We start from the raw sequence: 23,031 nt of genomic DNA, 5'->3' as shown, positions 1-23,031 counted from the left end.
CGGCCGCCCGCGGACTCAGGCCGCGCGCAGGGTCCGGCACACCTCCAGCAGCCGCTCGCGCAGCACCGCGCCGCGCTCGGCGAACCCCCGCTGCGCCTCCATGTACTCCGCCTTGCCCTCGGCGGTCTCGATCCGCACCGGCGCGTACCCCCACTCCGCCAGGTCGTAGGGGGAGGCGCGCATGTCCAGCGTCCGGATCTCCCGCGAGAGTTCGAAGCAGTCCACCACCAGCTCCGAGGGCACCGCCGGGGCCAGCTTGTACGCCCACTTGTACAGGTCCATGTTGGCGTGCAGGCACCCCGGCTGGTCCAGCTCGTCCTGCCGCTCCCGGCTGGGCCGGAGCGTGTTGAGCGGGCGCGCGGCGTCGGTGAAGAACCGGAACGCGTCGAAGTGCGAGCACTGGATCCGGTGCGTCTCCACGACCCGGTCGGTGCCCTCCCGGCCCAGCCGCAGCGGCACCTGTCCGTGCCGCACCTCTCCGGCCCGGTACACCATCGCCCACTCGTGCAGCCCGAAGCAGCCCAGGTGGGCGGGGCGCCCGGCCACCGACGACAGCAGCCGCTCCACGAAGTCCAGCACCGGCCGCGCCGCCAGGAACGCCGCGGTGTCCAGGCCCACCGCGCCCCCGGGCAGCTCGGCGTAGAACCGCTCGTCCAGGCGGGCGCGGGCGCCCTCGCCCAGCAGCACCGTCCCCGCGCCCGGGTGCCAGCGCCGCAGCTGCGCGGGCTTGAGGTTGTAGTAGGTGAACAGGAAGTCCTCCACCGGGTGGCGCACGCCCTCCCGGCGCCGCCGCAGGTGGTCCCCGACCAGCGCGTCCACGCGGTCGCGGTGCCGCTCGGCGCGCTCGCGCCACAGCTCCTCGGGCAGGGCTGCCAGGGCCCGCGTACTCGCTTCCGTCACGGCCCCCAGGGTACGCGCGCCACGGGATCCCCCGCCCCCGCGTCACGTCGCACGCGTTCTTGTACGCTCCGGTGATGGGCGTGCGCAACTATCTGGTCGAGGGCGTCTCCGGCACCGGCAAGACCTCGGTCTGCGCGGAACTGCGGCGGCGCGGGCACCACGCCGTCGACGGCGACCGGGAGCTGGCCTACCAGGGCGACCCGCGAACCGGTGAGCCGACGGAGGGCCTGAGGCACGAGCACCACCTCTGGCACGTCGACCGGGTCAGGTCCCTGGTCGCCGACCGGGGCAGCGCGGTGACGTTCTTCTGCGGCGGTTCCAGGAACTTCCCCGAGTTCATCGAGCTTTTCGACGGGGTGTTCGTCCTGGAGGTCGACCCGCGGACGCTGCGCCGGCGGCTCGACGGGCGGCCGAAGGGGGAGTGGGGCGGCAGGCAGGCCGAACGGGACCTCATCGCGCGCCTGCACCGGACGAAGGAGGACGTCCCCCGAAACGGCACGGTCGTCGACGCCACCAGACCGCTCGCGAGCGTCGTCGACGAGATCCTGCGCCTCGCCGGGGGGTAGGCCCCTGACGCGGCCCGGCCCCGGTCCGCGTACCCGGGCGGCCTCAGTTGGACTGCTGAACGGGCAGGTGGCGGCCCAGGTAGCCGATGTAGACCCGGTTCGTGGTGCCCGGCCCCAAGTGGGGGTAGAAGTACAGCCGCGGACAGATCCCGTACTCGATGTCGAGCTTGATGTGCGCGTACATGGGCAGCCGCCCGCTCGGCTCCACCTCCTCGGGCACCCGGAACAGGCGCTTGTCGTTGAGCTTGCCCCGGTTGCGCACGTGGTCCGACTCCTGCGAGGCCAACCGCTTGATGGGGATCACCTGGTACCCGTCGGGGGTCTCGCGCAGGTAGGAGTGGAAGCCCAGCCCGGTGCCGGGGTTGTCGAACTGGTAGCGCGCGTAGTCGTTCAGGGCCAGCAGCGCCTCCCACGCGCGGGTGACCCACAGGGACTCCTTGCGGCTGTCGGACAGCTCGTAGACCGTGGCGTCCTCGATGGTGAAGTACAGGTGCGGCAGGACCGAGTCGTCGGTGATCCGCTCCAGCAGTTCGCGCACGCTGACCGGGGGCCGCCGCTGCGGGTCGCTCGGCGCGGGCGCCGCGGCCAGTCGGAACAGCCCGGCCTCGCGCGCCTGCTCGCGCAACCAGCGGGCCTCGTAGCGGGCGGCGCGCGCCTGTTCGCGGGCGGTGTCGAGCTCCTCGCTCAGGTCGGCGGTCTCGGCCAGGAGCCCGTGGCGCTCCTCGGACAGCTCGCTGACCCGCGCGCCGAGCCGGGTGACCTCCTCCCGCAGCCGCTGGGCCTGCTGTTCCAGGGCCTCGCGCTCCAGCGCCGAGGCGGCCCCGGCCGAACCGGCCCCGCCCTGCGCCGCCTGGTGCACGACGGCCGCGCCCCGGGCCGCGGGCACGCCCACCCGCGGCCGCGCCGTGCCGGGTCCGGACCGCCGCAGGTCGTCGGTCTCCTCCTCCAGCAGCGCGTCCACGGCCTGGAGCGGACCGGGCAGGCCCACCTCCAGCGCGTTGTCGCGCACCCGCCGCGAGAGGGCGGCGCCCACCCAGTTGCGGATGCGCTCGCCGTCGCGCGCGGTGTCCAGCGTGGCCGGGCTCATCCTGGGGTGGCGTGCGGCGTCCGCCTCGTCGTGCGGGTCCACCCCGGGTAAGAAGGTGCGCACCCCGCCGGGCGGGACGTCCAGGCCCGGCGGCAGGAGCGCGCCGACGCGCTCCAGGGCGGCGTCGTCGAGCACGTACCCCGAGCACATGCCGGTGCAGCGCGACAGCGCCCCGGCCATGGCCCCGCGCCAGTCGGCGACGGTCACGTCGCGGGGCGAACCGGTGGCCACCACCGCCATGCGCCGCAGGGGGTCGCGGATCGTGGCCACGAGCGTGTCCACGAGGTCGTCGTCGCGCCCGCGCACGATCCGGGGCGCGGGCGGCAGCGGGTGGCCGCCGTCGTGGCCGTGCACCGCCTCCAGGAGCATGCGCGCGGCCTCGGGCGGCATGACGTCCAGCCGGGGCTGCTCGGAGCCCTCGCCCTCCGGGGAGGGGGTGACGGTCATGTCGATCCACACGTACCGCCACGGGGACAGCGCCGGGTCCACGACAGCGGTGGCGACCGTCCGCCACACGCCGTCCGTCTTGTCGGACTCGGTGGTCAGCCGCAGGAAGGACAGGCCCTCGTCGGGGTTGTCGTGCCGCACGACCAGGGCGCGGGAGCGGTTGCTCAGCTCATGGCGCCCCGACGCGGAGAAGTCCACGCGCGCGCCCGAGTTGCCGCGCTTGCTCAACCACCGCGACAGGACCGTCGAGGTGACGGCGACCAGGTCGCCGTCGTGCTCCGGGACCGCGACGAGCGTGCGGTAGACAAGCGGCAATGGGCACTCCCGGGATCCCGTCGGCGGTGGCGGACCCGAGGGTCCGGCCGAACGCGCTGGCAGAGCCCTCCTCACCACTGTGGACGAAGGAGGTCGCCGGCGCCAGTCGGCCGACCAAAGATCCCCGGTCAGGCTGTCTGATCCTCAGACGATACCGCCCGTCACCCCGGTGTACACCCCCCGCTGTCGCCCCTGTTCGGAGCGCGGAGCCTTGTGCGCGTCGTTCTTGCGCCACTGTGGCCAACTCCCGCGTGCGTGTTGGCAACGGTGGACAAGGCATACCGGGAGAAGGGGGCACTAGCGTCACGGGCATGTCTACGCGTCCGTTCTGGCTGGCCGGCACCGCCGCGACCGGCGACACCGAGATCACCCTCGTCAACCCCTACACCGGCGAGGACGCGGGCACCGTCTCCGTGCCCACCGCCGAGCAGATCGAGGAGGCGGTGGCCGCCGCGCACGCGGTCGCCGCCGAGGCCGCCGCCCTGCCCGCCCACGTGCGGGCCGACGCCCTCGACCACGTCTCCCGGCGCATCGGCGAGCGCGCCGAGGAGATCGCCCGCACCATCACCGCCGAGAGCGGCAAGCCGATCAAGTGGGCCCGCGCCGAGGCCGGACGCGCCGTGTCCGTGTTCCGCTGGGCGGCCGAGGAGGCCCGCCGCGACAGCGGTGAGCTCCAGCGCCTGGACACCGACCCGGGCGGCACCGGCCGCATGGCCCTGGTGCGCCGCGTCCCCAAGGGGCCGGTCCTGGGCATCTCGCCGTTCAACTTCCCCCTCAACCTCGTCGCCCACAAGGTCGCCCCGGCCATCGCCGTCGGCGCGCCCATCATCCTCAAGCCCGCACCGGCCACCCCGATGACCGCCCTGATCCTGGGCGAGATCATCGCCGAGACGGACCTGCCCGGCGGCATGGTGTCGGTGCTGCCGATGCCCAACGACCGTGCCGCCTCCCTCATCACCGACGAGCGCCTGCCCGTCATCTCCTTCACCGGCGGCGCCTTCGGCTGGCAGCTGCCCCGCCTGGCCCCGAACAAGCACGTCACCCTGGAACTGGGCGGCAACGCCGCCGCCGTGGTGCTCGCCGACGCCGACCTGGACTGGGCGGCCCAGCGGGTGGCCCTGTTCGGCAACAACCAGGCCGGACAGGTGTGCATCGGCGTGCAGCGCGTCATCGTCGAGGACTCCGTGTACGACGAGTTCGTCCCGCGCCTGGTGGAGCGGGTGGAGGCCCTCGGCGTGGGCGACCCCGCCGACCCGGCCACCGACGTGGGCCCGCTGGTGGACGAGGCCGCGGCCGAGCGCGTGGCCTCCTGGATCGACGAGGCCGTCACCGCCGGGGCCGAGCTCCTCACCGGCGGCACGCGCGACGGCGTGACCGTGGCGCCGACCGTCCTCGCCGAGGCCCCGGACGACTCCCGGGTGGTGCGCCAGGAGGTCTTCGGCCCGGTGCTGGTCCTCCAGCGCGCGGCCGACACCGACGCCGCCTTCGCCGCAGTCAACGACAGCGACTTCGGGCTCCAGGCGGGCGTGTTCACCCGCGACCTGCCCACCGCCTTCCGCGCCCACCGCGAGCTGGAGGTCGGCGGCGTGGTCATCGGCGACGTGCCCACGTTCCGCGCCGACCAGATGCCCTACGGCGGCGTCAAGGGATCGGGTGTGGGCAAGGAGGGCGTGCGCGCCGCCATGACCGACCTGTCCTACGAGCGGGTCCTGGTCCTGACCGGAATCGACCTGTAGCGCCGCCGGGGACCGCCCCGGAACCGGAACGAGCGGTGTCCCCCGAGCCACGGGGGCCGGGGGACACCGCTCGTCCCGCGGGTTCTACAGCTGGGCCGCCTGCTCGTACAGCTCGCGCGCCTCCCCGCCGAGCCGGGGGCCGTACTGGACGCTGCGGTCGTCGGCGTACTTGAAGCTGACCACCGAGGTGATCGTGCCCCGGCCGGTGCCGGTGTCGAAACCGGCGAACCAGGGGCCGCCGCTGGAGCCCTGCGTCATGGAGCAGCGCACCCCGTTGGCCGTGGTGCCGCCGGTGTCGGGCTCGGTGCGGCCCGAGCAGTAGTGCAGGTGCCTGCCCTCGTACGGGGACGCCGACGGGTATCCGAACGTGTACACCTGCACCCCCTCGCGCACCTTGTCCTCGGTCCAGGCGTCGAACGCGATCCGCTGGGAGCCCACCCGCTCCTGGACGGTGGTGCCCCCGTCGGGGTTGAGCACCACCATGGCGAAGTCGTAGCTGTCGTCCGCCTGGCGCGACCACTCGGGCGCCACCAGCAGGTCGCTGGCGGTGAACCGGCCGTAGGGGCTCTCCCCGTCCGCGTGGCCGGGCACGAAGGTCCAGTTGCGCGCCCACGAGCCCCGGCCGTCCTTGGCGCAGTGCCCGGCGGTGACCACGGTGCTCCGGTTCGCCGCGTCCACCACCGACGCCGAGCACGTGAAGTCGCGCCCGTCCATGGTCAGGTAGACCTTGCCTGTGGTCCTGGTGACCAGCCCGCCCGAAGTCCAGCGCTCGCCCTCGCTGTCGGAGCGCGGCGCGGCCTGATGCTCCACTCCCCCGTCCGGCGCCGTCCCGCCCTCGGCGGACGTGAGGACGTCCTCCAGCATGCCGGTGATGGGCTTGGCGGCGGCCATGCGCTCCTCGGTCCAGTAGTCCAGCACGGCCTGGTGCTGGTCGCCGGTCACGGCGGCGCTCTGGTGGGAGAGCCCCGTCACGTGCGACAGGGTCTCGCGGTCCTCCTGCGCGGGAACCGCGGGGGAGTGGATGGCCTGGGTGACGGCGGACGCGGGCGCCGGGAGCTGCTCGGCGAGGAAGAGGCCCCCGGCGGCGACCGCCGCGGCGGCGAGGGGGGCGAGAATCCTGTGTGCGGTGGACGAGGTCATGACGAGCATCCTCGCACACTTTCGGTAGTCGAGTAGCTACTTTGTGTTTGTGTCGTGCGCGGCGGGGGAAGAAGGGGCGGCCTCCGGCACGGGGGCGTGCCGGAGGCGGCCGGAGGGTGCTCGGGCCGTCGCCGGGGGAGTTCCCGGCGCCCGTCAGGCGAGCGGAACCGCGACCCGGGCGGGGGCCTCCTCCGGGGAGGTCACGCCCACCCGGTCCCCGATGTCGCTCTCGTCCTGGTAGCGCGCGTCCATGCTGTCCACCACCACGGCCAGGCGGTGCCCCGCGGGCACGTCCCAGACCACCGGCGCCAACTCCGCGTCCACCGTGACCGGTTCACCGGGAGTCGCCCCGCGCAGGGTGTGGGGCGCGTGCGAGAGCAGGGAACCCGTCCCCCGCCCGTCGATCGCGTACAGGTACACGTACACCGACTGCTCCGGGGCGGTGGGCGTGAAGGTGAGGGAGACCTCCGGTGTCCCCGCCACCCGCGCCCCCTCGGGGTAGGCGGGGCTGGTCCACACGGCGGCCCGGTGGCGGTCCACCGTCGGCAGCAGCACCCCGGTCGGGATGTCGAAGAACTGCTGGAGCGCGCCGGAGACCATCACGGTGCCGCTCTCGGCCGGGGTGGGGACCCCCGTGCGGAAGCGGTAGCTCCAGCCGGTGGAGGGCTCGGCCTCCATGGCGCCGCCGCTCTGCCAGCGGAACCAGTCGGTGCCCGGCTCGGCCAGGTAGTACCGGTCGGTGCTCGCGGTGACCGACGGCCAGTCGGGGTGCGTGGTCCAGCCGCCGCGCCCGTTGTTGGGCCTGACGTGCACGGGGCCCTCGGCGTCCACCTCGTTGGCCCGGCCGCGCAGGTGGTGGTCGAACCAGTCGCCCAGGGCCTCCCACACCTCGTTGGGCAGCCCGGCCGCGCCGAACAGCTCCTGGGTGGCGTGGTCGCCGGGGGTGATCATGAGCCGCTTGGGCACCTCCAGCTCCTCGTAGAAGTCGGTGATGTGGCCGACGGGGAAGATGCCGTCGTTCCAGGCGTGCGCCATCATCACGGCCGTGCCGTTGGCGTTGATGGCGTCCACCTTGGTGGCCGCCGACCGGTCCGGGGCCACGTCCAGGGCGGGCTGGATGTCGCCGCGCCGGTAGGCGGCCTCGATCCCCGCCAGCTCCTCGCCGGGGGTGCCCGTGAGGTTGCCCGCGAGCAGGAGCAGCTCGGCCGACTGCGTGTCGACGGTCTCGTTGGGATACAGGGAGACGGCCAGGTCGGCCCAGCCGCTCAGCGAGGCCACGGCGCGGATCCGCTCGTCCTCGGCGGCGGTCAGCAGACTGATGCCGCCCCCGTAGGAGATCCCGGCCATGCCGATGCGGTCGGGGTCGGCGTCGGTGTTCTCCAGCGCCCAGTCGATGACGGCGCTGGCGTCGGCGCGGTCCTCGGGACCGGCCACCCCGATCCCGCCGCCCGAGTCCCAGAAGCCGCGCGAGGTGTAGGCCACGACCTGGTAGCCGGACTCGTGGGCCAGCCTGGCGGCGGCGCCCACGTAGAGGAGGTGGGGCGTGCCCCAGGCGGAGGGCATGACCAGCAGCGGGTGCGGGCCCTCGACCCCGGTGGGGGTGATGACCTTCGCCCTCAGTTCGGTGCCGTCGTGGCTGACGATGGTCTCGTAGCCGATGCTGGCGCCGACCGAGGCCGAGGCCGGGGCGGGCGTGAGGACGGCGGAGGCGAGCACGGCCGCCAGGGCGGCGGACAGCAGGCGGGGGAGGAGGCGCGCGGCGGCGCGGAGCCCGGAGCCGGTACGCGGCGGCCCGGCCTCGCGGGGCGCGGGGAGGGAGGGGGTGGTGACAGGGCGCATGGCGGGGGAACCTCAGGGGGCTGGCGGGGTGGGGTGACCGATGGGTCGTCGCGCCGTCTCGCCATCGGGGAGGCCGGAACCCGGGGGTTCCGGCGGAGGCGTCCGGGGGAGCGCCTCTCGGGGACCGTCCTGCCCGGCGGTCCCACCGGGCCGTGCTCGCGTCGCCTCGACGCGCTGTCCGACGGACCGTTCCAACTGGGGGGTAACTTACTCACGGGTTAAGTTAGGTCACCGGGCACCGGTTGTAAAGACCCGGTGACGCATGATCCCGCCGCCTCCTCCGGTCGGCGCCACGGGCCCGCGTTCCGTCCTGGGCCCGCGTTCCGTCCTGGGCCCGCGTTCCGCCCTGGTCCCGCGTTCCGCCCTGGTCCCGCGTTCTGCCATGGGCCCGGTCCCGCGTTCCGTCCCGGTCCCGGCCTGTCCACAGGCCCCGCACTCCGCCCGGCGGATTGCGGAACAATGGGGAGCGTGCGAGAAGAACAGCGAACAGCAGTGATCCTCGGTTCCACCGGCTCGATCGGGACCCAGGCCATCGACATCGTCCAGCGCAACCCCCGACGCTTCCGCGTGGTGGGCCTGGCCGCGGGCGGCGGGCGCGTGGACCTGCTCGCCAAGCAGGCGGCCGAGCTCGACGTCCCGCTGGTCGCCGTCGCCGACCCCGACCGCGCGGGCGAACTCGCGCGCGCCCTCGCCGGGCACGGCAGTCGCGCCACCGTCCTGGCCGGGCCCGAGGGGGTCGCGGAGCTGGCCGGGAGCGAGTGCGACGTCGTCCTCAACGGCATCACCGGCGCCCTGGGCCTGGAGTCCACCCTCGCCGCGCTGCGCGCCGGGCGCACCCTCGCGCTGGCCAACAAGGAGTCCCTCATCATCGGCGGGCCGCTCGTGCGCGAACTCGCCCGGCCCGGCCAGATCATCCCGGTCGACTCCGAGCACTTCGCCATCGCCCAGTGCTTCCCCCACCTGCCCGAGGCCGAACTCGCCAGCCTCGCGCAGGGCCACGTCCACGCCCGCCGCGACGAGGTGCGCCGCCTGGTCGTCACCGCCAGCGGGGGCCCCTTCCGCGGCCGGGGACGCGACGAACTGACCTCGGTCACCCCCGCCGACGCCCTCGACCACCCCACGTGGAGCATGGGCCCGGTCATCACCGTCAACTCCGCCACCCTCGTCAACAAGGGGCTGGAGGTCATCGAGGCCAACCTGCTGTTCGACGTGCCCTTCGACCGGATCGACGTGGTCGTCCACCCGCAGTCGGTCGTCCACTCCATGGTCGAGTACGTGGACGGCTCCACGATCGCCAAGGCCAGCCCGCCCAGCATGACGATCCCCATCGCCTACGGGCTCGGCGCGCCCGACCGCGTGCCCGACGCCGCGCCCGGCATGGACTGGACCCGCGCCCACACCTGGACCTTCGAGCCGCTGGACCACGAGGCCTTCCCCGCCGTCCGCCTGGCGTGCGAGGTCGGTGCCGCGGGCGGGACCGCGCCCGCGGTCTACAACGCGGCCAACGAGGAGGCGGTCGACGCCTTTCTCAGGGGAAACCTCGCGTTCCCGGCCATCATGGACACCGTCTCCCGGGTAGTCTCGGAGCACCAGCGAACAGAACGTGCCGGGGGAGCGTCCTCACACAGAGGACACCTGAGCCTGGACGACGTGTACGCCGCTGACACCTGGGCCCGCACGCGTGCGCGCGAGCTGCTCGCGCGCCAGGCCTGACACCGCCCTGAGGAGAGATGCATGGTCGCCCTGTTGACCGTGGTCGGGATCGTCCTGTTCGTCTTCGGCCTGCTGTTCTCGATCGCCTGGCACGAGCTGGGTCACATGGCCACGGCCAAGATGTTCGGGATCAAGTGCACCGAGTTCATGGTGGGCTTCGGCAAGACCCTGTGGTCCGTCCGCAGGGGCGAGACCGAGTACGGCGTCAAGGCGGTCCCGCTGGGCGGGTTCGTGCGCATGGTCGGCATGCTCCCGCCCTCGCGCCAGAGGGCCGACGACAGCTCCCGCAAGCTCTCGCGCTGGCGGGCCATGGCCGAGGACGCCCGTGAGGCGTCCTACGTCGAGCTGTCCCCCGAGGACCAGGACCGGCAGTTCTACCAGCGGGCGCCCTGGAAGCGCCTCATCGTGATGTTCGCCGGTCCGGGCATGAACGTCATCCTGGCCGCGATCCTGCTCGCCGTGCTGTTCATGGGCATCGGGGTGCCGCAGAGCACCACCCAGATCGCCACGGTCAGCGAGTGCGTGGTCCCCGCGGGCAGTTCGGCCACCGACTGCGAGGACGCCCCGCCCACGCCCGCGGCCGAGGCCGGGATGCTGCCCGGCGACGTCATCGTCTCCGTCGGCGGCGAGGCCACCCCGGACTGGAGCACCGCCAACCGGCAGATCCGCGAGGCCATGGGCGACACGGAGATCGTGGTCGAGCGCGACGGCGAGCGGCTGCCGCTGAACGTCGACATCGTCGAGAACGAACTCCCGGCCCGCGACGCCGAGGGCGAGTTCGTCTACGAGACCGACGCCGACGGCGAGCCGGTCTACGACGAGCAGGGCTACCGCGTCTACGAGACCGAGGTCGTGGGCTTCCTCGGCATCGTCTTCGCCACCGAGCGCGCCCCGCTCACCCTCGCCGAGTCCGCCGCCGAGATGGGCAGCATGATGGTCGGCGTCGGCGAGGCCCTCATCGCCCTGCCCAGCAAGGTGCCCGACGTGTTCGCCGCCGCGTTCCTGGGCGAGCAGCGCACCCAGGACTCCCCGGTGGGCATCGTCGGCATCTCCCGCATCGGCGGCGAGATCATGGCCCAGGGCCTGCCCGTGGCCGACACCGCCGCGATCATGATCCAGATCCTGGCCGGGGTGAACCTCTTCCTGTTCGCCTTCAACCTGGTGCCCATCCTGCCGCTGGACGGCGGTCACATGGCCGGCGCCATCTGGGAGTGGATCAAGCGCGGCTGGGCCAGGCTCTTCCGCAGACCCGAGCCCGCCCCGGTGGACGTGGCGATGCTGACACCGGTGGCCTACGTGGTCGTGGCCTGCTTCCTGGTGTTCAGCGTGGTTCTGCTCGTGGCCGACCTGTTCAACCCGGTCAGGCTCTTCGGCTGACCCCTCGTCCCGGCGGCCCTCCGGCCGCCGGGACGAGGGCCCCTGCGGTCGGTCCGGCGAGCCGGGCCGTGTGCCGGGGCCCTTCCCGTCCACCGCCGCGGTGACCGCCCGACGGGCGGCGGACACCCCCGCGGCGCCGGGCGTTCACCCTGGTATCCCCGGTCCGCGTTCCGTGCCGGGCACGCCCCCGGGTACGGGTAACCTGGGGGCGCGATCCGGGAACGACGGCGTAGCCAAGGCCGCCGGACACGGTGATCCCCGGACGCGGACCCGCGCGCTGCGCCGGACACCCAATTCCCGAAACGGACGAATCAAGTGCCGCCCCCTCCTCGGCGGCAGACGAGGTGAATCAAGCGTGACCGTCGATCTCGGTATTCCCGCCGCACCGCCGCGCCCGCTCGCGACCCGGCGCAAGACGCGGCAGATCATGGTCGGGAACGTCCCCGTCGGTGGGGACGCCCCGGTGTCCGTGCAGTCGATGACGACCACCCGTACCTCCGACATCAACGCGACCCTCCAGCAGATCGCGGAGCTGACCGCCGCGGGCTGCCAGATCGTCCGCGTGGCCGTGCCCACCAACGACGACGCCGACGCCCTGGCGATCATCGCCAAGAAGTCGCAGATCCCGGTGATCGCCGACATCCACTTCCAGCCGAAGTACGTGTTCCAGGCGATCGACGCCGGATGCGCCGCCGTGCGCGTCAACCCGGGCAACATCAAGAAGTTCGACGACAAGGTCGCCGAGATCGCCAAGGCGGCCGGTGAGGCCGGGACGCCGATCCGCATCGGCGTCAACGCCGGTTCGCTGGACAAACGGCTGCTCCAGAAGTACGGCAAGGCCACGCCGGAGGCCCTGGTCGAGTCGGCGCTGTGGGAGTGCTCGCTGTTCGAGGAGCACGGCTTCCGCGACATCAAGATCTCGGTCAAGCACAACGACCCCGTGGTCATGGTCAACGCCTACCGTCAGCTCTCCGCGGCCTGCGACTACCCGCTGCACCTGGGCGTGACCGAGGCCGGTCCCGCCTTCCAGGGCACCATCAAGTCCGCGGTGGCCTTCGGCGCGCTGCTCTCGGAGGGCATCGGCGACACCATCCGCGTGTCCCTGTCCGCGCCCCCCGCGGAGGAGGTCAAGGTCGGCAACCAGATCCTGGAGTCGCTCGGACTGCGCGAGCGCGGCCTGGAGATCGTCTCCTGCCCCAGCTGCGGCCGGGCCCAGGTGGACGTGTACACGCTCGCCGAGGAGGTCACCGCGGGTCTGGAGGGCATGGAGGTTCCGCTGCGCGTGGCCGTCATGGGCTGCGTCGTCAACGGCCCCGGCGAGGCCCGCGACGCCGACCTGGGCGTGGCCTCCGGCAACGGCAAGGGCCAGATCTTCGTCAAGGGCGAGGTCATCAAGACCGTGCCCGAGTCCAAGATCGTGGAGACCCTCATCGAGGAGGCCATGCGCATCGCCGAGGAGATGGGCGAGTCCGGCGCCGAGTCGGGCGCGCCCACGGTCTCCGTGGCAGGCTGAGCCCTCCGCCGCCTCCGACGGCCGCGCCGACCCTTTCGAGGGTCGGCGCGGCCGTTCGCTGTTGTGCCGGTGCCCGGACACGGGCATGATCACGGGGACGACCGGTCCGCCCCCACCCCTCCCGGGAGCCCTCGTGCCCTCCTCCGTGGTCGAAGTACGCTTCGCCCCCCTCACCAGCGCCTCCTACGGGCTGCTCGGTTGGAGTATCACGGTGCTCGGGGCGGTCAACGTGGTCAGCGGGTCGTGGCCACGGGTCGTGGGTTTCTTCAACCTCCTCGTCGGCACCGTTCTCCTGGTCCTCGCGGTCGTGAACACGCGGCGAACCTACTTCCGACTCGAACAGGGCTTGGCGGGCGGGCGGTCGGTCCTGTCCGGCCCCGGACGGATCGGCCCGCTCGCACGCGGTGTCGTGACGGGACCGGGCGAGCGCTTCGCGGTCGAGCAGGACCGCCTCGTGCACGTGGCCGGGGACGGTACCCGCGCCCTCACCCCGGTGCGGCGGTCCTCCGCCCATCCCGAGGACTGGAGAGCCCTGGAGGCCGCCCTGTCGGAGGCGGCCCGGTCCCAAGAGCCAGGGACCCCGGACAGCGGAGCTTCCTGACCGGAGGCCGTCGGGAACGTCACCCGATGCCCTCCCTGTCCCTCTTCCGGCGGTAAAGGGCCGTTGTTTGCGCAGGTGGGGGCGGGAAAGGAACACCCCGTTCCGCCGGTCGGCGGTGACGCGAGGATGAGCACGCGAGGAACGGGAGGGCCTGCCGGTGCATGCGAGTGTGGGGGACCGGATCCACATCAAGGGAAGAGTCGCGGGCGTGGGGGACCAGGCGGGGGAGATCACCGAGGTCCGCGGCCCCGACGGGGAACCGCCCTACGTGGTGCGCTTCCCCGACGGCCGCGAGACCCTGGTCTACCCGGGGCCGGACGCCGTGGTCGTGCCCGCGGCGGCGGAGTAGCCCGACCGGTCGCGCGCCCGTGCGCCCGCCGCGGCCACGCTAGGTCCCGCGCGCCGAACCAGGAGGCTGTCGGAGGGTCGGAACGCGTCCGCGCACGGGCCGGTTCCGGCCCTTCGTCGTGCCCGGGACTCCGCCGCGCGCCCCTGACCAGCCTGTTCGCTGTCCGACGTGGCCGTGGTCACCCAGGGTGATTTTATATGGCGTCGATCACAGGAACCTGCGTTTCCTTGCGCGGCCACGCACGATCCCGCCGCTTCGAACGGACAGACGCAACGAATGTGGGTCATGTTACGTAGATAACGCGGCTACCGTTGCTGAGGGCTTCGGGCCGCCCGGACACGCGGCGGCCGGACCCCCACCCCCGCCGTACCTCCCCCTGGGGAGCGGTGTGCCCACGCGCATGAACGAGGAGTAAACACGTGGTGGACCAGAAGAGCCCGGCGGACACCCGCGGGGCCGCAGGCCCGGGCGGTGCGCCCGCGCTGAGGCAGCGCCTCACCAGGCGCAAGCCGATCGAGAGGCTCGTCGCCGAGACCCAGGACTCCGAGGGCAGCGGCCTCCAGCGGCACATGGGCTTCTGGCAGCTGTCCATGATCGGCATCGGCGCCACCCTGGGCACCGGCATCTTCGTCGTGCTGGGCGAGGCCGTCCCCGTCGCCGGACCGGCCGTCATCCTCTCGTTCGTGCTCGCCGGGATCACCGCGCTGTTCTCCGCGCTCGCCTACGCCGAGATGGCCGGGATGATCCCCGCCTCCGGCTCCGCCTACTCCTACAGCTACGCCACCATCGGCGAGTTCATGGCCTGGGTGTGCGGCTGGTGCCTCATGCTCACCTACGGTGTGTCGGTCGCCGCGGTCGGCGTCGGCTGGGGCGAGTACATCAACGAACTCCTCCAGCTCACCACCGGCCTGTCCCTGCCGGGCGCGGTCCTCGCCGGTCCCCTGGAGGGCGGCGTGATCAACCTGCCCGCCGCCGTCGTGGTCCTGCTGTCCATGTTCGCCCTGCTCGCCGGGGTCCGCGAGAGCAGCCGCGTCAACGCCGTCATGGTCGCCGTCAAGGTCGCCATCCTGGTGATGTTCGTGGCCATCGCGATCACCGCCGTCCAGGACGGCAACTTCGCCCCGTTCATGCCGATGGGCATGGCCGGTGTCAGCGCCGCGGGCGCCACCCTGTTCTTCTCCTACATCGGCTTCGACTCGGTCTCCACCGCGAGCGAGGAGGCCAAGAACCCGCAGCGCGACCTGCCCCGGGCGATCATGTTCGCGATGATCCTGGTCACCGCGCTGTACTGCCTGGTCGCCTTCGCGGCGGTCGGCGCGCTCGACTGGACCGGCTTCGTCGACGGCGAGACCTCCCTGGCGGGCATCCTGACCGCGGTCACCGGCACCCCCGTGTGGGCGGTCATCTTCGCCGCCGGCGCGGTCCTGGCCCTGGCCAGCGTGGTCCTGGTGGTGCTCTACAGCCAGACCCGCATCCTCTACGCGATGTCGCGCGACGGGCTCATCCCCAAGGCCTTCTCCACCCTCGACGCCAAGGGCACCCCGCGCACGAACACCCTCATCACCTCCGTGCTCATCGCGCTGCTCGCCGCCCTGGTCCCGCTCGGGCCGCTCGCCGACGCCACCGCCATCGGCACCCTCTTCGCCTTCGCCCTGGTCAACGTGGCCGTCCTGGTGCTGCGCCGCAGCAGGCCCGACCTGCCGCGCGCCTTCCGCGTGCCGGGGGCGCCGGTCACGCCGGTCCTGGGCGTGCTGGCCTGCGCCTACCTCATGTTCAGCATGTCGATGAGCGTGTGGGTGGCCTTCCTGGTCTGGCTCGCCGTCGGCGTGGCGGTCTACTTCGCCTACAGCATGCGCCGCTCCGCCCTGGAGACCGACCCCGAGACCAGCGAGGTCCGCTCCTAGTCGGACCGGTCGGGAACCGCGCGTGCGGGGGCCGGGGGATCCCCCGGCCCCTCGCGTGTTCCCGGGAGGGTGCGACGCACCACATGCCGCACCAATCCGCCCCCAGGCGCAAGGAACAGCGGCATCGCGCGGAAAAGACGCGGGAATCCTCCGGATGGGCGCACTGTTTCGGCGCGTTCGTCCACCTAGAGTGGACGCGGCCCCGAGACGACGGAGAAAAGCGAGGTGAGAGGCAGTGACACGCGGACCCCTGCGCGTGGCCCTTGACCAGGGCACCGGACCCGGCGCGGACCCCGCCGCCGCCCTCGACCGGCTCGCCGACCGCGCCAGAGCCGCCGCCGACGCCGGAGCCCGCCTGCTCGTGGGACCCGAGATGTCCCTGACCGGCTACAACCTGGACCCGGACGTCCTGGCCCGGCTCGCCGAACCCCGCGACGGCCCCCTCAGCGACGCTGTCGCCGCGATCTCCGCCGACACCGGCGTCGCCATCGTGCACGGCTTCCCCGAGCGCGCCGACGGCGCCGTGTACAACGCCGTCCAGCTCGTGGACTCCGACGGCGACCGCCGGACCTACCGCAAGACCCACCTGTTCGGCGACCTGGACCGCGGGGCGTTCTCCCCGGGCGCGGAGCCGGTGGTCCAGGCCGACCTCGACGGAATCCGCGTCGGCCTGCTGGTCTGCTACGACGTCGAGTTCCCCGAGACCGTGCGCGCCCACGCCCTCGCCGGGACCGAACTCCTCCTGGTCCCCACCGCGCTCATGCTGCCCTTCACCGAGGTGGCCGAGCGGATCGTGCCGGTGCGCGCCCTGGAGAACCAGATCCACCTGGCGTACGTGAACCGCTGCGACGCCGAGGGCGACCTGCGCTACGCGGGGCTGAGTACCCTGCTCGCGCCCGACGGCTCCGAGACGCTGCGGGCCGGTCCCGGCGAGGAGTTCCTGGTCGGCGACGTCGACCCGGACGCCCTCGCCCGCGCCCGCAGCGAGCAGTCCTACCTGGACGACCGCCGTCCGGCCCTGTACCGGACGCTCACCGCCTGACCCCCGCCTGAGGAGGGGGGCGCCGCGCCGCCCGGCCCCCACACTCCCGTGCCGGGGCGGGCCCGCCCGCGCCCGTGCGCCCCTGAACCGTCGATCCGCCATCACGACCCGTGCCGCCGCGCACGGACGACCACCGGCTTCCCCGCCGGACCGCACCCACGAAGGAGGGGTTGGAGAATGACGTCTGCCGTGCCCACGGCCGCCGGTGCCGCACCCGCGCAGGACACGCCGCTGAACATGTGCGGGCCGGACTTCCCGTTCGCCTACGACGCCTACCTGGACCACCCCGCCGGACTCGGGCAGGTCCCGGCGGAGCGCCACGGCACCGAGGTCGCCGTCATCGGCGGCGGGCTGTCGGGGATCGTCACCGCCTACGAGCTGATGAAGATGGGGCTCAAGCCGGTCGTGTACGAGGCCGACCGCATCGGCGGGCGGCTGCGCACCGAGAAGCTCGCGGGCTGCCCCGACGACGTGGTCGCCGAGATGGGCGCCATGCGCTTCCCGCCCTCCTCCACCGCCTTCTGGCACTACGTGGACCGCGCGGGCCTGGAGACGACGCCGTTCCCCAACCCGCTCTCCCCGGCCACCCCCAGCACCGTGGTCGACCTCAAGGGGCGGTCCCACTACGCCACCTCCCTCGACGACCTGCCCGAGGTCTACCGCGAGGTGGCCCGCGCCTGGGACGCGACCCTGGACAGCGTCCAGCACACCCGCATGCAGAAGGCCATCCGCGAGCGCGACGTGGCCACCCAGAAGGAGATCTGGAACGAGCTGGTCGCCCGGCTCGACAACCAGACCTTCTACGGCTTCCTGTGCGACTCCCCGGCCTTCGCCTCCTTCCGCCACCGCGAGATCTTCGGCCAGGTGGGCTTCGGGACCGGCGGTTGGGACACCGACTTCCCCAACTCCATCCTGGAGATCCTGCGCGTCACCTACACCGGCGCCGACGACGACCACATGGGCATCGTGGGCGGTGTGGAGCAGCTGCCGCTGCGTCTGTGGGAGGACGCCCCGGACAAGCTCGTGCACTGGGCGCAGGGCACCACCCTGGCCTCGCTGCACGAGGGCGGCCCGCGTCCGGCCGTCACCGCCCTGCGCCGCACCGCGGCCAAGGGCTCCCCGGCGGGCAACATCACGGTCACCGACGCCTCGGGTTCCACCCGCACCTACGCGGCGGCCGTGTTCACCGCGCAGAGCTGGATGATGCTGTCCAAGATCGACTGCGACGAGGACCTGCTGCCCATCGACCACTGGACGGCGATCGAGCGCACCCACTACATGGAGTCCTCGAAGCTGTTCGTGCCGGTGGACCGCGCGTTCTGGCGGGACAAGGACCCCGAGACCGGCCGCGACGTCATGAGCATGACGCTCACCGACCGCATGACCCGGGGCACCTACCTGCTGGAGGGGTCCGACCCGGACGGCCCGGCGGCCATCTGCATGTCCTACACCTGGTGCGACGACTCGCTCAAGTGGCTGCCGCTGTCGGCCAACGAGCGCCTGGAGGTCATGCTCTCGTCGCTGTCCAAGATCTACCCGGGCGTGGACATCCGCTCCCACATCACCGGGGACCCGGTGACGGTGTCGTGGGAGGACGAGCCCTACTTCATGGGCGCGTTCAAGGCCAACCTGCCCGGCCACTACCGCTACCAGCGCCGCCTGTTCACGCACTTCCGCCAGGACGGCCTGGAGGAGCGCCACCGCGGCCTGTTCCTGGCCGGGGACGACGTGTCCTGGACGGCGGGCTGGGCCGAGGGCGCCGTGCAGACCGCGCTCAACGCGGTGTGGGGCGTGGTCCACCACTTCGGCGGCGGGACCGACCCGTCCAACCCGGGCCCCGGCGACCTGTTCGACGAGCTCGCGCCGGTCGCCCTCCCCGAGGACTGAGGTAGTGCCCCTCCGGGCGCCTTCCCGCGGTCCCGCCGCGGGGAGGCGCCTCAGGGCAGGTCGGCCGTCCCGGCGAGGATGGGCTGGTCCACCAGGCGCGAGAGCACGAGCGTGCTCTTGGTCCGCACCACGAACGGCTCGGCGCCCAGGCGCTCGATGACCTCCTCCAGGTGGTGGGTGTCGCGGGCGCGGACCTGCACGATGGCGTCCGCCTCACCCGTGACCGTGCACGCGGAGGTGATCTCGGCGTAGCCCGCGAGCCCCGTCCGGATCTCGCCCGGCGACGTGCGGGCCCGGCAGTACAGCTCGATGAAGGCCTCGGTGGTCCACCCCACGGCCTGGGGCTCCACCACCACGGTGAACCCGCGCACCGCGCCGGACTCCACCAGCCGGTCCACGCGGCGCTTGACCGCGGAGGGGCTCAGCCCGACCCGCTGGCCGATCTCGGCGAAGCTCATCCGCGCGTCCGCGCCGAGTATCGCGATGATCCGCTCATCGACACGATCCAGCCGCATTGCGCTTCGTCCCCGTCTGTCCACGTCTGATTGAGGCAGGGCACATGTTACCGGGGTGTGTTCCCCTGAGGCTCGTGTCGCATCCGATGGTCACTCTCCGGAGTGATAACAATTCATAGAGTAATTATCTCTGTGAGGGAGTGGACGAGTGCGAGCACGAACCCGGGCCGGAGTCTCGGCCGTGGCGGTCCTGGTCTCCCTGGTCGCGGCGGTCCCAGCGCAGGCCGGCCAGACCACCCGCATCGACCAGGGCGGCCTCGACTGGGCACCCTGCGAGGACATCCAGCCCGTCGCGGACGAGAACCTGGAGTGCGCCACCCTCACCGTCCCCCTCGCCCGCACCGCCGACGGCGAGCGGCTCAGCGGCCGGGACGACACCGTCGAACTCGCGCTCTCGCGGGTCCCCGCCGGCGGCGAGGCCCGCCAGACCCTGCTGGTCAACCCCGGGGGACCCGGCAGCGCCGGACGCCAGTGGGCCTCCTACACCCACTGGCGCATGCCAGCCGAACTGCGCGAGACCTACGACGTCGTCTCCTTCGACCCGCGCGGGGTGGGCGCCTCCACCCCGTCCATCACCTGCGACCCCGACCACTTCACCCCCGTGCGGCCCGCCGCCGTACCCGCCGACGCCGCCGCGGAGGAGGCGCTGCGCGCCGACGCCCGGGCCTACGCCGAGGCCTGCGCGGACAACACTGGCCCCCTGCTCGGGCACACCCGCACCGTGGACACCGCCCACGACATGGACGCCATCCGCGCCGCCCTGGGGCGGGAGCGGATCGACTACCTCGGCTACTCCTACGGCAGCTACCTGGGTACCGTCTACTCCGCGCTCTACCCCGACCGCGTCCGCTCCCTAGTCCTGGACAGCGTGGTCGACCCCGACAAGCCCTGGTACGAGAGCAACCTCGCCCAGAACCGCGCGCTGGACCGCGCGGCGAACGCCTTCTTCGCCTGGACCGCCCGCCACGACGACGTCTACGGACTCGGCACGACCGGGGAAGAGGTCGCCGAGGCCTACTACACGCTGCGCTCGGAACTGGCGGACGAGCCCGCCGAGGGCACCGTCGGCCCCACCGAGCTGGAGGGCACGGCCATGGTGGTCGCCTACAGCAGCGCCTACTGGACCTCGGTCGCCGACGCGCTCTCGGCCCGGATCACCGAGTCCGACGGCGCGCCCCTGCTCGCCCTGTACGAGGCCTACGGCGAGAACGCCGGATCCGACCGCGGCTACGGCGGCTACCTCGCCGTCCAGTGCACCGACTCCCACTGGCCCAGGGACTGGTCCACGTGGAGTGCCGACGCCGAGGAGTCCCACGCCGAGGCGCCCTTCATGAGCTGGAACAACACCTGGTACAACGCTCCGTGCGCGTCCTGGAGCGCCGGATCCGGCGACTGGTTCCAGGTCGGTGACGGCCCCGGGGAGCACCCCGCCTACGAGGGCGACGTGCTCCTGGTCCACGCCACCGAGGACGGCGCGACCCCGGTCGAGGGCGCCTTCTCCCTGCGCGAGCGCCTGCCCGCCTCCGTCCTGGTGACCGAGGAGGTCGGCCACACCCACGGCGTCTCGCTCACCGGCAACGGCTGCGTGGACGAGATCGTCACCGCCTACCTCCGGGACGGGGAGCTGCCCGCGCGCGCCGGGGGCGAGGGGCCCGACGTCACCTGTGAGGGACGCCCCGAACCCCAGCCGCGTACCGCCCAGAACGCACCTGGGACGATGGTGGAGCGCCCCGCTCCGGTACCCGGGCACCACGTCGGCGCGATCGTGGAGTCCGAGACGCGGGAGTAACCGGTCGAATAGGCTGGAACCAGCGCGAAAAGGCTTGGTTGGTCGTCCCCCGGCGCCCGAACGAGGGCACTGGGAAGATGGGGGAGATGCGATGCTGCGGACCTCGCCGGTACGGATCCTCGGCGAACGCGACCGGGAGGCCGTTCGCGCGCTCCTGGACACCGACCCCGTGGGCAACGTCTTCGTCACCTCCCGCCTGATGGCCACCGGCCTCTCCGGCGGCCCCGGCGGCGCCGAGGTGTGGGGGCACACGGAGAGGGGGCGTCTGACCGCCCTGTGCTACTCGGGGGCCAACCTCGTCCCCGTCAACGCCGGACCGGCCGCGATCCGCAGCTTCGCCGACCACGCCCGCTGGAGGGGCCGCCGCTGTTCCTCGATCGTCGGGCCCGTCGACGCGGTCAGCGACTTCTGGCAGCAGGTCACCCCGGCGTGGGGGCCCGCCCGCGTCATCCGGGCCAGCCAGCCCGTCCTGGAGATCAGCGGCCCGCCCTCGGTGCCCGCCGACCCCCTGGTGCGCCGGGTCCAGCTGTCCGAGCTCAACACCATCGTGCCCGCCTGTGTGGCCATGTTCACCGAGGAGGTCGGCGTCCCGCCGGACTCCGGCGACGGCGGCGCGCTCTACCGTGCCCGGGTGGCCGAACTGGTGCGCACCGGCCGGGCCTTCGCCCGCATCGAGGACGGGCGCGTGGTCTTCAAGGCCGAGATCGGCGCGGTCACCCGGCACGCCTGCCAGGTCCAGGGCGTGTGGGTGCACCCGGACCTGCGCGGACAGGGGCACTCCACGGCGGGGATGGCCGCCGTGGTCGAGTACGCGCTCGCCGAGATCGCGCCCCGCGTCACCCTCTACGTCAACGACTTCAACACCCCGGCCCGCGCCGCCTACGAGAGGGTGGGCTTCCGCCAGGTCGGCGAGGTCATGTCGGTGCTGTTCTGAGCGCACCGCGACCGGCGCGGCCGACGGCGTTCTGACGGACCCGTGTCAGATCCGCCCCCGCGCCGGGGCCGGGGGAGCCGCGGCCGGTTAGCCTGGTCCCAGGTCCGTGGCGCCCCGCGCCCTCTGCCACCCACGAGAGAGCGCCATGCAGCACAACCCGACCGGCCGCGCACGCCTGGGCCTGGCCCTCCTCCTCGGCCTGCTCGCCGTCCTGGGCCCCCTCAACATCGACATGTACCTGCCGGCCTTTCCCGACATCGCCGCGGACCTGGGGGCCAGCGCCTCCCACGTGCAGCTGAGCCTGACCACCTGCCTGGTCGGCCTCGCCGCGGGCCAGGTGGTGGTCGGCCCGATCAGCGACGCCCGGGGGCGCCGCGGCCCGCTCCTCATCTGCCTGGTCCTGTTCGTCCTGGCTTCGCTGCTGTGCGCCCTGGCCCCGAACATCGCCGTGCTGGTGCTGGCCCGCTTCCTCCAGGGGTTCACCGCCTCGGCCGGGGTCGTGCTCTCGCGCGCGGTCGTGCGCGACGTGTTCGACGGCACCGAGCTGACCCGGTTCTTCGCCCTGCTGATGGTGATCAACGCGGTCGCGCCCCTGATGGCGCCGATCGCGGGCGGCGCCATCCTGTGGCCGTCCTTCGCGGGCTGGGAGGCCGTCTTCCTGGCCCTGGCGCTGCTGGGCGCGGTGATCGTCGTGATCGTGGCGCTGCGGTTGGAGGAGACCCTGCCGGTGGAGCGGCGCATCCCCGGCACGGTGGGCGGCACCCTGCGGACGGTGGGGGAGCTGCTGCGGGACCGCGCCTTCCTCGGCTACGCGCTGGTGGTCGGCTTCGTGCACGGCGGCAGCTTCGCCTACGTCGCCGGGACGCCGTTCGTCTACCAGGACCTGTACGGGGTGTCGCCGCAGGTCTTCGGCGTGCTGTTCGGGATCAACGGCGCGGCCATCATCGCCGGGAGCTGGGCGGTGGGCCGCTTCAGCGCCCGCTTCGGTGAACGCGTCCTCCTGGTGTGCGCGGTCTCCGCCGCGGTGGCGGCGACCGGGGTGCTGCTCGCGGCGACGCTGGTGGACGGCCCGCTGGTGGCCCTCGTGGCGCCGATCTTCGTCTACATGACGTGCATGGGGATGATCCTCACCAGCTCCTTCGCCCTGGCCATGCGCGGCCAGGAGCGGCGGGCGGGCAGCGCCAGCGCCGTGCTGGGCGCGCTGCCCCCGCTGCTCGGCGCGGCGGTGGCGCCGCTGGTGGGTCTGGACGAGAGCACCGCCGTGCCGATGGGCGCCGTCCTGTTCACCACCTCCCTCCTGGGCCTGGGCGTCCTGCTGGCCCTGACCTCGCCGCGCGTGCGCGGGCGCGTGGCCGATCCGGCCCCGTGACCCGCCCC

General features: G+C 73.0%; 18 protein-coding genes. 13 read left to right on the top strand and 5 right to left on the bottom strand.

Going from position 1 to position 23,031, the window contains the following annotated elements; genetic code table 11:
- Positions 1-15: 15 nt before the first annotated feature.
- Positions 16-900, bottom strand: a complete 885-nt coding sequence (locus ACSTA4_RS23230) for a 3-methyladenine DNA glycosylase (protein WP_444961018.1) — start codon at positions 898-900, stop codon at positions 16-18.
- A 74-nt stretch (positions 901-974) separates the two neighbouring features.
- On the opposite strand from ACSTA4_RS23230, the gene ACSTA4_RS23225 reads away from it, so the two are divergent.
- Positions 975-1,466, top strand: a complete 492-nt coding sequence (locus ACSTA4_RS23225) for an AAA family ATPase (RefSeq protein WP_444961017.1) — start codon at positions 975-977, stop codon at positions 1,464-1,466.
- A 43-nt stretch (positions 1,467-1,509) separates the two neighbouring features.
- Here the strand turns inward: ACSTA4_RS23225 and ACSTA4_RS23220 are convergent, their stop codons facing one another.
- Entirely contained in the window at positions 1,510-3,315 is a 1,806-nt protein-coding gene (locus ACSTA4_RS23220; protein ID WP_444961016.1) for a hypothetical protein, read from the bottom strand.
- Between the two features lie 311 nt (positions 3,316-3,626).
- Here ACSTA4_RS23220 and ACSTA4_RS23215 point away from each other — a divergent pair, with 311 nt between their 5' ends.
- Entirely contained in the window at positions 3,627-5,051 is a 1,425-nt protein-coding gene (locus ACSTA4_RS23215; protein WP_444961015.1) for an aldehyde dehydrogenase family protein, read from the top strand.
- 84 nt (positions 5,052-5,135) lie between these two features.
- Here the strand turns inward: ACSTA4_RS23215 and ACSTA4_RS23210 are convergent, their stop codons facing one another.
- On the bottom strand, positions 5,136-6,191 hold the full coding sequence (locus ACSTA4_RS23210) for a trypsin-like serine peptidase (protein WP_444961014.1): 1,056 nt from the start codon (positions 6,189-6,191) through the stop codon (positions 5,136-5,138).
- A 153-nt stretch (positions 6,192-6,344) separates the two neighbouring features.
- On the bottom strand, positions 6,345-8,030 hold the full coding sequence (locus ACSTA4_RS23205) for a CocE/NonD family hydrolase (RefSeq protein ID WP_444961013.1): 1,686 nt from the start codon (positions 8,028-8,030) through the stop codon (positions 6,345-6,347).
- 492 nt (positions 8,031-8,522) lie between these two features.
- Here ACSTA4_RS23205 and dxr point away from each other — a divergent pair, with 492 nt between their 5' ends.
- The 8 genes from dxr to ACSTA4_RS23165 all read left to right on the top strand — a co-directional run bounded on the left by dxr (position 8,523) and on the right by ACSTA4_RS23165 (position 18,416).
- Complete coding sequence (gene dxr, locus ACSTA4_RS23200; RefSeq protein ID WP_444964253.1) at positions 8,523-9,743, top strand: 1-deoxy-D-xylulose-5-phosphate reductoisomerase; 1,221 nt, start codon at positions 8,523-8,525, stop codon at positions 9,741-9,743.
- A 21-nt stretch (positions 9,744-9,764) separates the two neighbouring features.
- Positions 9,765-11,120 (top strand): M50 family metallopeptidase, encoded by a 1,356-nt coding sequence (locus tag ACSTA4_RS23195; RefSeq protein WP_444961012.1) that lies wholly within the window; start codon positions 9,765-9,767, stop codon positions 11,118-11,120.
- Positions 11,121-11,475: 355 nt separating this feature from the next.
- Positions 11,476-12,633, top strand: coding sequence for a flavodoxin-dependent (E)-4-hydroxy-3-methylbut-2-enyl-diphosphate synthase (gene ispG, locus ACSTA4_RS23190; RefSeq protein ID WP_274974480.1), 1,158 nt, complete (start codon positions 11,476-11,478; stop codon positions 12,631-12,633).
- Positions 12,634-12,766: 133 nt separating this feature from the next.
- Positions 12,767-13,234, top strand: a complete 468-nt coding sequence (locus ACSTA4_RS23185) for a hypothetical protein (protein ID WP_444961011.1) — start codon at positions 12,767-12,769, stop codon at positions 13,232-13,234.
- Between the two features lie 157 nt (positions 13,235-13,391).
- Positions 13,392-13,583, top strand: coding sequence for a DUF1918 domain-containing protein (locus tag ACSTA4_RS23180; RefSeq protein ID WP_444961010.1), 192 nt, complete (start codon positions 13,392-13,394; stop codon positions 13,581-13,583).
- Between the two features lie 419 nt (positions 13,584-14,002).
- Positions 14,003-15,487, top strand: coding sequence for an amino acid permease (locus ACSTA4_RS23175; protein WP_416023105.1), 1,485 nt, complete (start codon positions 14,003-14,005; stop codon positions 15,485-15,487).
- A 235-nt stretch (positions 15,488-15,722) separates the two neighbouring features.
- The gene (locus ACSTA4_RS23170; RefSeq protein ID WP_444961009.1) at positions 15,723-16,529 is read left to right on the top strand and encodes a carbon-nitrogen hydrolase family protein; all 807 of its coding nucleotides are present in this window, start codon (positions 15,723-15,725) and stop codon (positions 16,527-16,529) included.
- Between the two features lie 177 nt (positions 16,530-16,706).
- On the top strand, positions 16,707-18,416 hold the full coding sequence (locus ACSTA4_RS23165; RefSeq protein ID WP_444961008.1) for a flavin monoamine oxidase family protein: 1,710 nt from the start codon (positions 16,707-16,709) through the stop codon (positions 18,414-18,416).
- A gap of 50 nt (positions 18,417-18,466) precedes the next feature.
- Here the strand turns inward: ACSTA4_RS23165 and ACSTA4_RS23160 are convergent, their stop codons facing one another.
- Positions 18,467-18,931 (bottom strand): Lrp/AsnC family transcriptional regulator, encoded by a 465-nt coding sequence (locus tag ACSTA4_RS23160; protein ID WP_013154624.1) that lies wholly within the window; start codon positions 18,929-18,931, stop codon positions 18,467-18,469.
- 148 nt (positions 18,932-19,079) lie between these two features.
- Here ACSTA4_RS23160 and ACSTA4_RS23155 point away from each other — a divergent pair, with 148 nt between their 5' ends.
- The 3 genes from ACSTA4_RS23155 (at position 19,080) to ACSTA4_RS23145 (ending at position 23,023) form a co-directional block, all read left to right on the top strand.
- Positions 19,080-20,720, top strand: a complete 1,641-nt coding sequence (locus tag ACSTA4_RS23155) for an alpha/beta hydrolase (RefSeq protein WP_444961007.1) — start codon at positions 19,080-19,082, stop codon at positions 20,718-20,720.
- A 91-nt stretch (positions 20,721-20,811) separates the two neighbouring features.
- Entirely contained in the window at positions 20,812-21,654 is an 843-nt protein-coding gene (locus ACSTA4_RS23150; protein WP_444961006.1) for a GNAT family N-acetyltransferase, read from the top strand.
- Positions 21,655-21,799: 145 nt separating this feature from the next.
- Positions 21,800-23,023, top strand: coding sequence for a Bcr/CflA family efflux MFS transporter (locus ACSTA4_RS23145; protein WP_444961005.1), 1,224 nt, complete (start codon positions 21,800-21,802; stop codon positions 23,021-23,023).
- Positions 23,024-23,031: the final 8 nt, after the last annotated feature.

The organism is Nocardiopsis sp. M1B1 (assembly GCF_052466615.1).
This window is presented reverse-complemented; position numbering and strand designations above follow the sequence as displayed.